The 14816-nt window shown below is 53.0% G+C and carries 21 protein-coding genes; 2 read left to right on the top strand and 19 right to left on the bottom strand.

Translation table 11 applies throughout. The features are described 5' to 3' along the window. Nucleotides 1-4: 4 nt before the first annotated feature. The 19 genes from ACLJQD_RS21150 to ACLJQD_RS21060 form a co-directional block, all read right to left on the bottom strand. Entirely contained in the window at nucleotides 5-592 is a 588-nt protein-coding gene (locus ACLJQD_RS21150; RefSeq protein WP_001001823.1) for a phage tail protein, read from the bottom strand. Next, nucleotides 585-1769, bottom strand: a complete 1185-nt coding sequence (locus ACLJQD_RS21145; protein ID WP_000136921.1) for a baseplate J/gp47 family protein — start codon at nucleotides 1767-1769, stop codon at nucleotides 585-587. The genes ACLJQD_RS21150 and ACLJQD_RS21145 overlap by 8 nt, the downstream gene beginning before the upstream one ends. Then, entirely contained in the window at nucleotides 1766-2095 is a 330-nt protein-coding gene (locus tag ACLJQD_RS21140) for a DUF2590 family protein (protein WP_001002797.1), read from the bottom strand. The genes ACLJQD_RS21145 and ACLJQD_RS21140 overlap by 4 nt, the downstream gene beginning before the upstream one ends. Next, the gene (locus tag ACLJQD_RS21135) at nucleotides 2092-4059 is read right to left on the bottom strand and encodes a phage tail tape measure protein (protein WP_000811099.1); all 1968 of its coding nucleotides are present in this window, start codon (nucleotides 4057-4059) and stop codon (nucleotides 2092-2094) included. Before ACLJQD_RS21135 ends, ACLJQD_RS21140 begins: the two co-directional genes overlap by 4 nt. After that, nucleotides 4056-4199 carry a DUF6890 family protein gene (locus ACLJQD_RS21130; RefSeq protein WP_371061717.1) on the bottom strand — a complete coding sequence of 48 codons (144 nt, stop codon included), beginning with the start codon at nucleotides 4197-4199 and terminating at the stop codon, nucleotides 4056-4058. The genes ACLJQD_RS21135 and ACLJQD_RS21130 overlap by 4 nt, the downstream gene beginning before the upstream one ends. A gap of 47 nt (nucleotides 4200-4246) precedes the next feature. Next, complete coding sequence (locus ACLJQD_RS21125; RefSeq protein WP_000411498.1) at nucleotides 4247-4504, bottom strand: putative phage tail assembly chaperone; 258 nt, start codon at nucleotides 4502-4504, stop codon at nucleotides 4247-4249. Next, a complete protein-coding gene (locus tag ACLJQD_RS21120) occupies nucleotides 4491-4724 on the bottom strand; it encodes a hypothetical protein (protein WP_014344474.1) in 234 nt (77 codons plus the stop codon). Before ACLJQD_RS21120 ends, ACLJQD_RS21125 begins: the two co-directional genes overlap by 14 nt. After that, entirely contained in the window at nucleotides 4651-4983 is a 333-nt protein-coding gene (locus tag ACLJQD_RS21115; RefSeq protein ID WP_000376377.1) for a hypothetical protein, read from the bottom strand. The genes ACLJQD_RS21120 and ACLJQD_RS21115 overlap by 74 nt, the downstream gene beginning before the upstream one ends. Then, on the bottom strand, nucleotides 4983-5324 hold the full coding sequence (locus ACLJQD_RS21110) for a M15 family metallopeptidase (protein ID WP_000175558.1): 342 nt from the start codon (nucleotides 5322-5324) through the stop codon (nucleotides 4983-4985). Before ACLJQD_RS21110 ends, ACLJQD_RS21115 begins: the two co-directional genes overlap by 1 nt. Next, nucleotides 5321-5617, bottom strand: a complete 297-nt coding sequence (locus tag ACLJQD_RS21105; protein WP_001154426.1) for a phage holin family protein — start codon at nucleotides 5615-5617, stop codon at nucleotides 5321-5323. Before ACLJQD_RS21105 ends, ACLJQD_RS21110 begins: the two co-directional genes overlap by 4 nt. A 12-nt stretch (nucleotides 5618-5629) precedes the next feature. Further along, complete coding sequence (locus ACLJQD_RS21100; RefSeq protein WP_000166745.1) at nucleotides 5630-6085, bottom strand: phage protein; 456 nt, start codon at nucleotides 6083-6085, stop codon at nucleotides 5630-5632. Beyond that, nucleotides 6082-7209, bottom strand: coding sequence for a DUF2586 domain-containing protein (locus tag ACLJQD_RS21095; protein WP_000220185.1), 1128 nt, complete (start codon nucleotides 7207-7209; stop codon nucleotides 6082-6084). The genes ACLJQD_RS21100 and ACLJQD_RS21095 overlap by 4 nt, the downstream gene beginning before the upstream one ends. Beyond that, nucleotides 7206-7910 carry a hypothetical protein gene (locus tag ACLJQD_RS21090; protein WP_000606932.1) on the bottom strand — a complete coding sequence of 235 codons (705 nt, stop codon included), beginning with the start codon at nucleotides 7908-7910 and terminating at the stop codon, nucleotides 7206-7208. The genes ACLJQD_RS21095 and ACLJQD_RS21090 overlap by 4 nt, the downstream gene beginning before the upstream one ends. Beyond that, nucleotides 7907-8389 (bottom strand): phage tail protein, encoded by a 483-nt coding sequence (locus tag ACLJQD_RS21085; RefSeq protein WP_000080872.1) that lies wholly within the window; start codon nucleotides 8387-8389, stop codon nucleotides 7907-7909. Before ACLJQD_RS21085 ends, ACLJQD_RS21090 begins: the two co-directional genes overlap by 4 nt. After that, nucleotides 8386-8838, bottom strand: coding sequence for a head completion/stabilization protein (locus ACLJQD_RS21080; protein ID WP_000491223.1), 453 nt, complete (start codon nucleotides 8836-8838; stop codon nucleotides 8386-8388). Before ACLJQD_RS21080 ends, ACLJQD_RS21085 begins: the two co-directional genes overlap by 4 nt. A 93-nt stretch (nucleotides 8839-8931) precedes the next feature. Further along, complete coding sequence (locus ACLJQD_RS21075; protein WP_000505908.1) at nucleotides 8932-9123, bottom strand: hypothetical protein; 192 nt, start codon at nucleotides 9121-9123, stop codon at nucleotides 8932-8934. An 18-nt stretch (nucleotides 9124-9141) separates the two neighbouring features. Then, nucleotides 9142-9840, bottom strand: a complete 699-nt coding sequence (gene gpM, locus ACLJQD_RS21070; RefSeq protein ID WP_001177275.1) for a phage terminase small subunit — start codon at nucleotides 9838-9840, stop codon at nucleotides 9142-9144. Nucleotides 9841-9851: 11 nt separating this feature from the next. Next, nucleotides 9852-10880 carry a phage major capsid protein, P2 family gene (locus tag ACLJQD_RS21065; RefSeq protein ID WP_001176504.1) on the bottom strand — a complete coding sequence of 343 codons (1029 nt, stop codon included), beginning with the start codon at nucleotides 10878-10880 and terminating at the stop codon, nucleotides 9852-9854. A 34-nt stretch (nucleotides 10881-10914) separates the two neighbouring features. Further along, nucleotides 10915-11754, bottom strand: coding sequence for a GPO family capsid scaffolding protein (locus ACLJQD_RS21060; protein ID WP_031603163.1), 840 nt, complete (start codon nucleotides 11752-11754; stop codon nucleotides 10915-10917). Between the two features lie 210 nt (nucleotides 11755-11964). Here ACLJQD_RS21060 and ACLJQD_RS21055 point away from each other — a divergent pair, with 210 nt between their 5' ends. Both ACLJQD_RS21055 and ACLJQD_RS21050 read left to right on the top strand, forming a co-directional pair. Then, nucleotides 11965-13749: a terminase large subunit domain-containing protein gene (locus tag ACLJQD_RS21055; RefSeq protein ID WP_001151938.1), complete on the top strand. Its 1785-nt coding sequence runs from the start codon at nucleotides 11965-11967 to the stop codon at nucleotides 13747-13749. Then, the gene (locus tag ACLJQD_RS21050) at nucleotides 13746-14765 is read left to right on the top strand and encodes a phage portal protein (protein WP_000746493.1); all 1020 of its coding nucleotides are present in this window, start codon (nucleotides 13746-13748) and stop codon (nucleotides 14763-14765) included. The genes ACLJQD_RS21055 and ACLJQD_RS21050 overlap by 4 nt, the downstream gene beginning before the upstream one ends. Nucleotides 14766-14816: the final 51 nt, after the last annotated feature.

The following is a 14816-nucleotide window of genomic DNA, read 5'->3' as shown; positions in this document are numbered from 1 at the left end:
CCCCTTATAACCCTGCGCTGTACGTCGCGTTGCTGGTTTCCGTACCGCTCAGTGCTGCCGGATAAACCACATATTCCCCCTGATCCCATCCCGCCCGGATAGTCAGCCGTTCGGACGTGATCACTTCAAACTGGTAACGGCGGCATGTCCGCCCGTACTGCCGGATAATCTGGATCATCAACTGCGTGTTAGTCGCAATCTGGCTGTCCGTGACGCGAACCTGAATCACATCCCAGTCAATGCCCGGCTGGCGCTCCATCAGTTCAACGTACCCGATCCCCAGCCGCTCAAAGATACTGATAAATCCCTCAACAGAACCGGCGTCACGCGCATTCACGAAGGCATACGCCACACGCCTGCGGAACAGTTCCAGCGGCTCCCCGTCAAAGCGGGAAATGTCCCGGTCATACGCCAGCAGGTTAAGTAATGCCGGTGTACAGGTCAGCGGATCAAACTGGTTCAGTGGCCACGTCACCCAGCCGTACACCTCCGCCCAGAATCGCCGCGCCGTTTGCAGCAGTTTTCGCGGCTCGCCCCTGTCCATCCAGGAGGGAAGTACCATTCCGGCCAGTTTTTTCATGAACTCATTCATTCTCAATACTCACCACAAGCGATTTCAGGCGCGGCACATTCAGCTCACTGGCAATGTCATCCAGCGAAAAATTCAGCGATTCCGTTACCGGAAAGTTTTTATGGATTTCGCGCCCCAGCTGCGAGAAGGAGAACCGTGAATACGGCCACGTCCTTCTGACGTCATAGTCCGTATTTTCCCGGAAGGCGCACCGGATCAGGTTTTCAATACCGTCCTTCAGGCGCTTCTGTTCATCATCACTGATGTTGTTCAGGTTCCTGACCCAGACAGTGACCGCCAGATCGTGCAGGGTTTCCGGCATGGCATAACACTGCATATCGTCCCCGTGGCCGTGATGCCCCTGCGTGTTGATATAGTCATTCACGGCATCCACAAACGGCGCAGAAGCCACGCCGCTGTCCAGCAATAAATAGGCGTTGGCTGTCCCCGGCCCCCTCGGTGCTTCGTGCTCAAAGAAAATCCGGTCAATGCTCAGTCCGGCAACACCGGCTATCATCGACCGGTACACCGCGTCCGTGTGGTAGTTGCCCACCAGGTTAAACTGGTTACGGCAACGCTCACGCAGCTCATCATCGCTTTCCTCATCCGCGCCCGGTACGGTCAGCCAGTTCTCTTCACTGGCCACATGGCTGATGCCGTCCACGGCCACCGGCAGAATGCGGTAATATCCCGGCGCAAGGTTATATGCGCCGCCCGTTCCCGTTGCCTTTACCGGCAGCAGTGCGCTGGCGGTACCGGAGGCGATCACCACATCTTCCGTGATGGCCAGTTCATACACCCTGCCGTTAATACGTTCTGTCTGTATCACCGTTCCGGCCTTCACCGTCACCACGGCGCTGGCGTCTTCCTTGTAAAAACGGATAACGCCCTGTGCAGCGCTGGCGGGCTTCGGCGTGATATTCACCGCCCATGCCAGCAGCCGTAACATGCTTCCACTGGCCGTGGCCACAAACATATTTGCCAGTACGGTGGAGATCAGAACCTCCTTCAGCCACATCACCGGCGCGGTTACAATGGCCGTGACCAGTCGCCAGAACGGAGACATACGGGAGGTATTCGTGATAATTCCCTCCTCCGTCGCAATGGCATTAAAGCGATCGCGAATCTCTTCTTCCGTCACCGGCATACCGCTGGCTTTCACCACCTCTTCAAAGTCAACCTGTGGCTTTTCCGTCATAAATCCACCTGTACCGATATTCCGCCAAAGTCATAAGTACTGGCCGTGATCCACAACCGTGTCCGGCTTTCTTCACCGATTTCCACCGTCCCCGGAACGATGCGCTCATCATCTTCAATCAGTAATTCCATGCGGGTAAAAATATCTGCCCGCATGGTCGGGCTTCTCTCGGCAATTAATTCCGTCGCCAGACCGCTTTCAATAATGGAATGAATAATGTCCTGCCCGATACTTTTACGGTTATTACATAATTCAGGTTCATTACCGGTATTCAGGACAAAGTCATTTCCCTGAATTAATAAATCAACATACAGGATTTCATTCATACGCCCAGCTCCTGAAACTCCATTAACTGCCCCGGCGTTATCATTTCTTTTGGATAGATATTGACAGTATTAATTTTCCGGCTGTTATCCGTCACAGCCCTTGAGTTATTACTGACAGATTTACTGATACCACCTTTATCAATTCCTTTTAATTCTCCACCAGTAGAAAGCGTATTTGTTGTCAGTGCCGGAGGTGACTCGTTAGCCAGCGAAATATTGACACCGGGTATTTTATTCAACTTTTCTACAATCCAGTTCCATGATTTCAGGAAGCTACCTTTAACGGACTGCCAGATATTATCAAACATGGATACAATACCACCGGCCATCCCGCTTAATGCCTGTGAAGGTGAAAATCCCGTCAGCAGATTAATAAAGCCGTTCCAGCCGTCCTTAATCCATTGCCATGCCGTCGAGAACACACCGGCAAGCCATTCGACAACGCCAGCCACAGCGGTAAACGCTGCCGTATTCATCACCGCCGCCTGTACATCGTCCCAGTGTTTAATCAGCAGATAACACCCTGCTGCCAGCAGGCCAATCGCACCAATAACCAGCAGAACCGGCCAGCTCATCAGATTTATGCCAATTCCGGCCATAATTGCCGCCATACGAACCGCAAGAAGCGTACCACGCAGAAATTTAAGCGTCAGATTCCATGCCGCTACAGCTTTTGAGGCAATCCAGACGGTGGCGGTGTATATCTTCGTGACTGAAGTCAGTGTCTTCCAGAGAGCAATCGCGCCCAGCTTGATAAGTTTTGAGACGCCCAGAACGATGTTAGCTATTGCGCCGGCGGCAGCAAACCCCAACAACGCCATAGCCGCATAACCGATAACACGCGCAATGTTGGGAAATAGCTGCATCCAGCGGGCAAAGGTCTGTCCCATATCAGCCAGGCGGTTCAGCACCGGATACAGGACGGGGATCAACGTCAGTCCAATGACGGTCTGAACAGACTTAAGGATCTGTACAAAGCGATCCCACGGTTTCACCAGTTTGCCGGCCATCTCCTGTGTACGCTTCAGCCCGTCAGAACCGCCCAGCTCAGTGATGTTACGTTGCAGTAAGGCCACATTGCCGTACAGGTGTTTCACCACCGCCGAACTGTCACCAAATGCCGCATCCAGCTCCGCCTGTGCTTTCAGGTTCCCTTCCAGGCTTTTGCCATACTTGCCCTGTAACTTGATCAGCATTTCAGGCATGGACAGCATTTTGCCGGTGGCATCCGTAAAGGACAGCCCCAGCTTTTTACCGCCCTCAATGGCTCCGGTCATGAAGCCTTCGTAAGCGCTGCTGGCTTCCGTTCCCAGCGTGCGGTTAAGCTGCCCCAGTACGGCCAGCTGTTCATCCAGTCCGACGCCGTAGTTGGTACCAACGCCCCGCGCCCCTTCCATCAGGTCTTTGATAGTGCCCATTTCGGTACCGAAGACCTTGCGCATATACACCATTTTTCCGGCCAACTGCTCAGCGAACTGAACCTTGCCCAGACGCTCCGCATCAGCGGAAAAGTTACCGAACATCTGCCCCATAAATTCCGCCGTTTCGGCAGATGTGGATCTCAGGGCAAATGCCAGGGTATTAGCAACTTTTGTCACTTTCGGCAGCTCATTACCGGCGAGGCCGGCAATGGAGGCATTAATATTTTCTGTGGACTTAACAAACTCCACCGCGCTGGCACCGTAGGTCATACTGAACCGCAGCGCATCACGCTGGACAGCCTTTAAAGCCTGATCATCAATCCCTTTTGCCGCAGCGTCATTCAGTGCGTCATACATCTCAATAGCCGGCGATAACGCCCCTTTGATGGCCATCCCTGTGCCGGCTAAAGCCAGCGCACCGCCCCCAATCTGCGTAAAGGCCGCTTTCGATTTTTCCGCAAAGCCTGTGACACTGCTCTGCACCTGCTTTAACGGGCGCGTCAGTTTATCAATCAGGCTTAATGTAAAATCTAACTGTTTCATCCTGAACCTTTAAATGCGGTGCTTATTCCGTTAGCAACCGCTATGCGCGTATTTTCCCAGTGGCGATTATCCAGCCAGATAGCGGCGGAAATATCATCCACGGAATCCTGACCGTGCGGTAAATAATGACGCCGTAAAATCAGATATTGTTCGAGTCCGTTCTGTTCGATTGACCGGACTCGCTTTGTCAGTTTTTTACTTCAATTTCCAGCTCTGGCGCATAAAGCTCATTGATTTTACCTGCAAGTTGAAGCGCTGCCCCCGGACGCTTCAGAATATCTTCCAGCGCTTCTTTACACTCTGGTACAACAATACGCATAAGATAACTATGGGCTGGAGCCACTTTATTATCCATTGCCATTTCATTGATGAATTTATTATAAGCCGTCTGATTTGGTTCAAACGTAATTTCTTTCTTACATACAATCAGATTAATTTTTTCCATAAATAATATTCTCTCTTAAATTAATTTCATCAACCAGCGTGTTATGACGTGCAGCACACTGCCCGTATAACTCCAGATAAAGTGTCAGTAATTCCGCCGCATCTTTTCCCTGCGTGCCATTCAGGCGCGGCAGCTGCGTGGCACATTTAGTTTTCAGGTTTTCCTGATAACGTAAGTTCGGTACTGGTGACGGCGTCGTTGTACATGCGGACAAAGTCATCAGACAGGCACACGTTAGTAAACACCGGTTTAACCACCTCCGTACGAATTTCACGCGGCGGCGCATTTTTCAAAGCCTCCAGTTGTTCTTCCAGTTTTCGCCCGGATTCACTGGCCACGCTCGCCAGCGTTTCCCCGGTAGCGCTGGCTGACCGGCTGATGGCCAGATCGATACTGTCACGCTGCCAGTTAGCCGCCTTCCAGCCTGCCCAGAAGGCCAGAACAACCGTCACAAGCCAGCCCGCCACCACACGATCCATCAGCGAACCCCATCATGTTCCAGACTGAAATGATTGCCGTCCGGCCTGGATTTGAAGCGCCCGCCCCAGCTGCCGCCCAGTGACTCCCAGTATTCGCCCAGCGGCAGGTAATCCTCTGTGCGGGTCTGGTACTGGCCGTTAACAAACAGGTTAAAATCCACCGCCAGACGCCGGGTATGCAGACTGTTGGTAATACCGCTACCCTTTTTAGCGTTCAGCGCCGCCTGTTCCGGCGTGCGGTAAGCCTCCCCGAACGTCAGCCGGTAGCCGTGTTCTTCTGCCCAGTGGATCAGATTTGCCACCATAATGGTAAACAACTGTTGTTTTTCGCTCAGTGTCACTTTGTCACCCCCTTGCCCAAAATTCCGGCAAATCCACGTTTACGTAACCATGCTTCCACCACGTTTTGTCCCAGAATCCCCAGACCAGAACCAAATCCCAGCAATGCCAGCGGATGAATATTTGGTACAAAGTAAAGAGCAACGCCGGCAATAACAGATAACCCGGCCCCGACAATGACACGGCCGGCCACCAGACGAAGGGTAATCGGCTCGTCACTGTTAAGTAGTTTCCCCAGTGCAATCAGCCCCCCCATAACCACAAGGGCAATAAATCCCTTTTCATAGTCCTGCATCCCTGCTGCCCCTTATCCAATCAGGTTTTCCGTGGCCTCCGCTTCCAGATACGGAACGCCGTTGATGTTGACGAACTTCGGACTGGTCACGAAGTATTTAATTTTATGCGTGGACACGCTGCTGCCCTTCGGATCAACATCCAGTACACTATTGAGCTGGAGCTTATTACCGAAGGTTTCCACCTTCATTTCTTCGCTGCCGGCTTTGGCGTAAAAAAGGAAGTCCACAGGGGGAATGCCCCGCCATGAACCGGCTGAACGGGCTTTGGCCGTCAGTACCTGAAGCACTTTTGAACTGACTTCAATTTCACCCTCTGCGGCCACATCGCCGTCGACATAGCCGTCAGGTACACCGCGTGTCTGAGCTGCGGCGCTGTTGTCGGTGATATCCAGCGAAATCTTTTCAATATGGATCAGGTCGCCGTCCACGTAGACGTCAAAGGACATCCCTGAAATACGTTTGGTCATGCGCTGGCCTCCAGACTCGCATCCAGTAACAGACTGATGGTGATTTGCAGTGGTACTTCATACGTACGCACCACAATGTAGATATCCACCGCCTTTTTGTTCTTCCAGACAATGGTCACGTCACCGTCCTGCGGTGGCTTCACTTCGCCCGGAAATGACACACCGTTAATGCTGGCCGCCGTGGACATTTCACGCAGCGGACGGGCAAACAGCGTCTGGTGTGCGGCAATGCTTCCCGGTGTACTGTTCAGGGAGCGATCGGCAATCTTACCGATAGCCAGCAGACGGACACGACGGGCGGCCTTGTCCACAATACGCAGCGTCTCAATGGACTGATAATCACCTCCTTCCACATCCAGCGTGCGACCGTCAGCCCAGTAAAAGCCGTCATAATCCGGATACCACATCGGCACGCTGTAGCGCTGCGCTTCCAGCGCTTTAAGGGTGGCCAGCTCCAGTGTTTTCCCGGTGCCATCTTCCGGCAGTTCATCGCTGCCCAGATTCAGTAACGGCCCGGTTTTTACCCGCGCCGGACTGTCAGCGATGGTAACAGCGCGATTACAGAGGCGACCGGCCAGAACACCCGGTTCATTCCCCCAGAGACGCGGAACCAGCTGCACCGCTTTTTCAGCAATACCCTGCTGAAGAGTGGACAGACGTTTCAGATAATCCGCCTGTGATTCATCCTCCTGCATACCCTGTACGGCCAGAATGAACCACACCCAGCGACCGTATTTTGCAATCAGTTCGGATCGCAACGTTGCCGCCTGGTTAATCTGCTCTTTTGCAGCCACATCATCCGACAGCACCACGCCTTCCACCGAGCAGGAAACCTGTGCAGCTTTGACGGCATCAACCCACGCCCCTGACTCACTGTCAGCGGCCAGCACATGGATGAACCCCCACCAGTTCTGCCCGGCGTTCGCCAGTGCAGCCAGTACATCACTTTTTAACGGACTGTTTCCCTCACCCAGTAGCGCGTTAAAGTCACTCTGTGCATTAACAACCAGAGTTTTTCCCACATTTTTGGTACCCGTACCGATAAACAGCAACGTGCGTTCCACCTCTTTGGTTTCACCCAGTAACTGGTTTACCTGGTTAACGGTTACGATTGGCCAGGTCATGCTCTCCCCCTGATATCCTGCGCGTTAACATCCCAGCCGAACCCGATAGCCTGAAGCTGTCGTGCCAGCGCTCTGTTAAAATCATCCTGACCTATCCCCAGAAACGCCCTGGCAGATAAATCAATCTGCCAGGATGTTTTGACCGGTTTGTCCTCCAGTATCCGGATAAGCAAACCTGCCTGTCTGGCGGTCATTTTTTCCTGTATTTCCTTATAACCGGGCTTACGCCAGCGCTTGCCGCGCCTGACTTTATACCCGGCCTTACGCAGACGTTTCGCCTGTCGCAGTGATGCAGGTTTATCCCCCTGCTCACGGCCTTCCACCTGCCTGCGGTTGACGGTTACGCTCATGCCATTCTGCTGGACATAACCCACCACGCCGGCAGGCAGATTTCCCTTCGCATTCCGGTAATGGCCACCGGCCAGATACAACCTGACGGAATCCGTTTCCGGCATTTCACGGATGCGGATAAGTTTCGGCATATTGCGCAACATTTTGCCTTTACGCCGGGTCTGTCTCCCCTGCCACTTATCCCCCTCCGGTGACTGCTGGTTGCGCACATTGCGCTTTGCTGCGGTTTCCACGCCGTATTTCGCCATGCGCCACAACAGCCGGCGACGTTTGGCAGGAGGCAAATCCAGTTTTTTCAGCGCCTCCTGTAGCTGGCGGAACTGTTCCTGGTTCAGTTCGCCATTTATCATTCCTCCCCCTCATTGACGGGGATCACCGTCACCTCATCCGCCGTCCAGACTTCGGGGTTTGCCAGCTTCCAGCGCTGGCCATCAAACGGGATCTGACCTTTGGGATCGGGGATCAGATTCAGTTCCTCCACCATTGGCAACGTCACCACCATAATGGCGGTTTCCTGGTCGATGGTTTCGATATCAAATTCCGGTAGTTCGGCATCAATGCCGGTTTCCTCAAAGAGCGCCCGCTCATCCTGACAAAGCCACGACATAAATAACGCCATCAGAATTTTGGGATCGTACTCACGGTAGGGATAACGCTCCCACGTCAGCACGGCGTTATAACGAATGATGGCAATGCGATACTGCCCCAGCCCGGTGTCACGCTGTGCCGGGATGAATGCGATTTCATCCATCTGGCTGTCAAATCCCTGCATTGCCCGTCTGGGCATGTTCGCAATGAGAAAATCCGTTAATTCGGTAAGCTGGCTCATATCATGGCCACCGTGATGCGTTTCAGCCCTTTGATACGCCGTACCGCCAGCGTGGATTCCGCTATCAGACTGGAGCGGGTTTCATCGCTTTCCTGCCCCGGATGGCTTTCACGGCGACCAACAGACGCAAATTCGCCCATCAGGTCAGCTTTGGCGCGGGCAAAAACAGCCTTGCGGTAACGGGCGCACAACAGATTTTCACCGTCAATCTCAACGCCCGGAACGTCCGCCGCGCTTGCATGGCCACTGAGGCGACAATCTGCCACTACCCTGACCAGATCATCATTGATTTCACCGGCTGCGGTCAGCAGCGCCTGACGGATGGTGGCTGCGTCGATATCGGCAGGAATAGCACGCTGGGACTGAAAATCCTTCACGCTCAGGTCTGGCCAGAAGCCATCATTCGTCAGAATGGCATCATCAAAATCAATTGCAGTTCCGCTGAACATCCTGTTCCTCCGGAAAAAAGCGGGCTGGCCGGTTTCCACGGGCGATACGCTAATGCGATCCCCTCCACCGCGCCCGCTTTCGGGTCGGTAGTCTTATTCGCCGCTTACTGCGGCCTGAATCTCGCCTTCTTCAAACCACGAATCAACCGCACGGCCATCAGCAGCCTGATAGTGGATCAGATACTGATTGCAGCAGTGGGTGTATTCTGCACGGGCTTTCACATGCCCTTTCTCACCGCTGACAGAAATCTTCACTGCTTGCCCAAGCGAATGTTTAAACCCCATTTTTGAACTCTCCGATGACTATTTTTCAAGCGCCCGCAGACGGGCAGCAATACGCTGCAACATCGTGCCAACGCCACATTTAGGGTCGAATCCCTTCGCCTGCTCCAGCAAATCCTTCGCCCGGAGCAATACATCCCTGTCTTCCGTTGCCGCTGCGCGTGGCTCTCCGTTCTCATCGCGTAGCAGGTGCAGACCGGCAAATTTCACATATTTGGCCTTGATGAACTCATACACATTCCAGTGCTGCATAACGTTTCCCAGCGTGCGGCTGAAATACGGCTCCACATCCTGCCCCTGTGCGGCTTCCGTCTCCGCCCAGGCCAGTACCGTATCGGCCACAAACACCGGGAACGCACTGCCGAACGCGGCCGGGGTTTCCTGCCCCCGTTCGATGGCCACATCCGCCCAGTCCAGCGCCTGATCGAACTGGCCAGTATCAAACAGCCAGATGACACACCAGGCAAAAACGGGATTCTGATGCATGCTGTCACTTTCCAGCCAGGTTTGTGCGGTCGGCATCCAGCGGGGCAACAGCACATCACGCTTGAACTCCATGCGCTCCGCACGGTTGCTAATCGCTGCGGCCGCTGCCACATCCTTTTCCAGTGCCGCAATCTGGACGTGCAGACTGGTTTCACTGTCGAGAGATTGTTGCTGACGCAGCAGCCGTTCTGCTGCAATACGCGCGCTGTGTCGCTGTGCCGGTGACAACTGCATCATTTCCCCCGTTATGCGCCTGCTGACGGTGCAGCCGTTGCCCCAATCGTTACCGCGCTTTCGTCAAATGCGGCATACAGTTCCGGATATTCCACGGCATAGCCTTCATTACGCAGGTATTTGTTTTCATACTGCTTGCGATCTTCCACAAACTCCGCTTTACGCTGACGCGTACCGCGCTGGGTGTAGATATGCAGGTTAGGCAGTGTGGTAACAATCATGCGCTTGCCTGGCATAAACGGCGGAACATAAGCCGTACGGCCGGCGATACTGTCAGACAGCAGCTGTGCCGCAATCTTTTCAGTGGGTTTATCAGCTTTCTGATACAGACGGAACGACTCCGCCGCCACCAGGTCAGCACCTACCAGAACCACCAGACGCGGATCATTACGGTACTGTGCCGGAATTTTGGCATTGATAAGATCGGATGCCATCGCATCCAGCGACACGTAATCACCTTTACCGTCACCGTCCAGCACAACCTTATCAGTGATGATCTGCTGGCCGTCCTTCCACTCTTTAACGATTTGATGCCAGCCCTTGTTCACATCCTCGCCGTTCGGGTTGGTTTCCGCATTTGTGGTTTCTGCCACTTTGGTACCATTAAACCCGATACGCAGCATATCCAGCGCAAACGCCTGATTGGTGAACTCCTGGACGCGCTGGAAAAACTCGTTTTCATCGCCGGCATTCGCCCAGACAGAAAGCAACTGCCAGGTCAGTGCGGCACACGAATCTGTTTCGACCAGCCTGTAATCATTCCCGCTGACGCCCACTTTTTTACGGAAACGGCCATCCAGCACACGCCCGGTATACAGGCCAGAACTGCCAACCGGAACCACCTGCCCCTGTAACTGATCCACATCAGCAACCGTCAACAGATTCAGGAAAGATGACTCCTCCAGCAGCGCATTACGCATCTGGGTTTCTTTCGGATCTGACAGCGCAAACCAGCGGTCGCCATCGGTCGCACCGTAGGATTCACGCAGACCATTGTGGTACTGGCGCAGAAACTCACGGGCTTTCGCATTTAATTGCATATTCTTTTTCCTTAAAGAAAAGTTGTGTTATCCCTTACAGGAAATTGAAGCCTTTTTTGCCCTTGCTGAATTTTTTATCCGGCAACTGGGTAACTTTGCTGTTCAGTTTGCTGAAGTTTTTCACCAGCTCCGGCAGATTGCCCACCAGGCGCGCAAAATCTTCGGTATCCACCACTTCCTTAACGGTGTCCACATCTTCCTGGACATCAGATACCGCTTCTTCCGCCTCACCCAAACGGGTTTCAATGGCAGATACACGCTTATCAATCGCATCCAGCGCTTCAGCGAGCGCCTGTAAAGCATCAGGCTGTGATGTTTCCTGCTCCGCGGTCGCTTCTGGTTCTTCAATACTGAAAAAATGGCGCCAGCCCTTTTTCGCGGTCTTTGACATTCCCTTTTCCTTTTTAAATTCCCTGACTTCATCAAACGCCAGCGGCTTATACGGGCCGATGCGTTTTCCTTTGGTGCGGCTGAAACGTAGCCGTGTGGTGCTCACTCCTGCCGGGCTGTCAGTGACTGCCAGCCCTTCCAGATAGGTTTTACCGGTGTTCCGGAAATTACCGTCCGGTGTGAATTCCGGCGACAAAAATAAAAGTTGCCCGTTGGCGTTCGCCTGAAGTAACGAAATACCAGGACATAAACGAGCATATAAACGCAAAATACCTTCATCATCACGTTCAGCTTTTAATTCCAGCACCTCCCCCATATTCCCGAAATTACGGGAATGCTCCGGCCATAACAGCGCCGTATACAAAGAGGGGTCGTATAACTCAGCGGCATCCAGTAGCCATTGCTCTTCAATAGCCCGCTTATCAACCGTTTCACCCGCAGTAGCGATACAAATCCAGTTTGTTGCCAGTTGTGAAGCTGACATATTGCCTCCCTTCCTGCTGCGGTTTTCAGTATCGCCAATAAAATTAGCTTCCGCATTCACTTCATTCCGGAATAATTCGGTTATGTCGCTTATCCGTATATCCACGAAATTATTTTCAAAAAAGAAAACCAAATTGCTGAATAATTCATACATACCACTGCTTCCGGATTTAACCGAAAAGACAGTACTGACATAAAGGCAAGGAAGCCAATGGCGAAATACAGTGAAGAATTAAAAGGCGTTGCACGGGCACTCTATTTAAAACGATATACTCCGCAGGAAATTGCCGATGAACTTAATCTGCCTAACAGACGTATCGTCTATTACTGGGCGGAGAAATATTGCTGGGCGGAATTACTCAGTCATGAATCAACAGAAGACGCATTAAACCGCCGTATTCAGTCACTGACATTACGTGAAGGGAAATCGGAACTGGAGCTGCGGGAGCTGGACAGCCTCGTTTCTCACCTGGTGAAACTCCGTGCACAGCATAATAAGCATCAGGAAAAGCTGGCAGAAATTAAACACAGTGAAAGTGATGCGCCGGCGTCCCGCCAGTCCTGTGGCGACGAAAAGCACCGAAAACGCGGCAAATACAAAAAGAACGATATCAGCCACTTAACCCAGGAGGATTTTGACCGTTTCGCGCTGGAGCACCTTTTCGGCTACCAGAAACACCTTCGCGACAATCTTCATCAGCAAATCAGGAACATCCTGAAAAGCCGCCAGATTGGCGCAACCTGGTATTTCTCAATAGAAGCGTTTGAGAATGCGGTTATGACAGGTGATCCACAAATCTTCCTGTCCGCCTCAAAAGCCCAGGCTGAAGTATTCCGCAGCTATATCGTCAACATTGCGGAGCAGTATTTCGGCGTGGAGCTGACCGGCAACCCCATCCGTTTGTCCAACGGCGCGGAGCTGCGCTTCCTGTCAACCAACAAGAACACCGCCCAGTCATACAGTGGCCATCTGTACTGTGATGAATATTTCTGGGTACCCAACTTTGCAAAGTTAAACGAAGTGGCCAGCGCAATGGCCACACACGACAAATGGCGCACCACTTACTTTTCCACACCCAGCAGCAAAACACACCAGGCATACCCGTTCTGGACAGGCGAAGAGTGGAAGCGCGGCGACAAAAAACGCGCACGCGTGGCGTTCCCAACAGAGAAGGAGCTGCGTGACGGCGGACGGTTATGTCCTGATGGCCAGTGGCGCTACATCATCACGCTGGAAGACGCGATCGCAGGCGGGTTTAACCTGGCCAGCATCGATAAGCTGCGCAACCGCTACAACCGCGACACCTTCAACATGCTGTACATGTGCGTGTTCGTGGACAGCAAGGACAGCGTATTTTCGTTCTCCCACGTCGAACGTTGCTGTGTTGATCCGGATATCTGGGAGGATCATGACGAAAACCTGCCACGGCCATTCGGCAATCGTGAAGTGTGGGCAGGCTATGACCCTGCACGCAGCGGGGACACATCCACCTTCGTGATTATCGCGCCGCCGATCGTGGCGGGCGAAAAATTTCGCGTGCTGCGCGTATTCCACTGGCAGGGAATGAACTGGAAATGGCAGGCGGCACAAATTAAGAAGCTGTTTGGCCAGTACAACATGACCTACATCGGCATTGATATCACCGGGCTGGGGAGTGGTGTCTTTGAGGATGTGCAGCATTTTGCCATGCGTCAGGCGGTGGCTATCCGCTACGGCGTGGAAACGAAAAACCGCCTGGTGATGAAGATGATCGACGTTATCGAAGACAACCGCGTGGAATGGGATAAGGAGAAGACGGAAATCGCTGCCAGCTTTATGACCATCCGCAGAACGTCCACGGCCAGCGGTAACGCCATGACATTTGTCGCCGACCGCACAGCTGAAACCGGCCACGCTGACAGCTTCTGGGCTATCGCCCATGCCATTGACAACGAACCATTAAACTTTGAAAACCAGCGAAAATCACGCTGGGGCAACTTAGGGAAAGCAGCATGAAAAAACGGAAATACAGGGAACGCCGCACCGTTACCAGACCGCGCCATATGAGCCTTATCACGCTGGGTAAGCCAGAACCCATTCTGACGACCGGCACGAACTATACAGACGTCTGGTATGACAATGAAGCGGAACACTGGACGCTCCCGATTGACCGGCTGGCGCTGGCGCAACTGGTAAACCTGAACGCGCAGCACGGTGGCGTGCTGTATGCCCGCCGCAATATGGTGACAGCAAATTATGATGGCGGCGGCCTGACGCATGAGCAACTGGGCGCGGCCGTGTTTGACTGGCTGACGTTCGGTGATGTGGCCATTCTCAAGGTACGTAACGGCTGGGGGGATGTAATCGCACTTTACCCGCTGCCGGCACTCTATACCCGCCAGCGTAAGACCGGGGAATTTGTTGTACTTCAGCAGGGTGAACCGGTAATTTATCCGCCTGAAGATATTATTTTTCTCAGGCAGTACGACCCGCAACAGGCCATTTATGGTCTTCCGGATTACATCAGCGGCATCCACTCCGCCATGCTCAACGGTGAAGCCACGATTTTTCGTCGGCGTTACTACCACAACGGTGGTCACACGGGCGGCATGATTTATTGCAACGACCCGAATATGACCGACGAAGTGGAAGAAGAAATCATTCAGAAGCTGGAGCAGTCGAAGGGGATCGGGAACTTCAGCACCATGTTTGTGAACATCCCCAAAGGCGATCCGGATGGCATCAAATTTATCCCGATTGGCGATATCAGCGCCAAAGATGAGTTTCAGAACATCAAAAGCATCAGCGCCCAGGACGTGCTGACCGCGCATCGTTTTCCGGCAGGTCTGGCAGGGATTATCCCCACCAACGGAGCTATAATGGGCGATATTGAAAAAGCGGCTAAAACATACCGTAAAGCGGAGATTTTACCCATTCAGCGTATGTTCAGCGCCGCAGTGGCGCAGGAAAGTGATGTACCGCCCCACCTGTACCTTAATTTCCTGAAAGACAGTGAGCTGGAAGGTGATTAATGTCCAGAAAAAGGCTAAAATATCAGCGTTTTCAGATTAACGGAGCGAGGG

This window comes from Salmonella sp. SAL04214 (genome assembly GCF_046550615.1).
Classification (GTDB): Bacteria; Pseudomonadota; Gammaproteobacteria; order Enterobacterales; family Enterobacteriaceae; genus Salmonella; species Salmonella enterica.
This window is presented reverse-complemented; position numbering and strand designations above follow the sequence as displayed.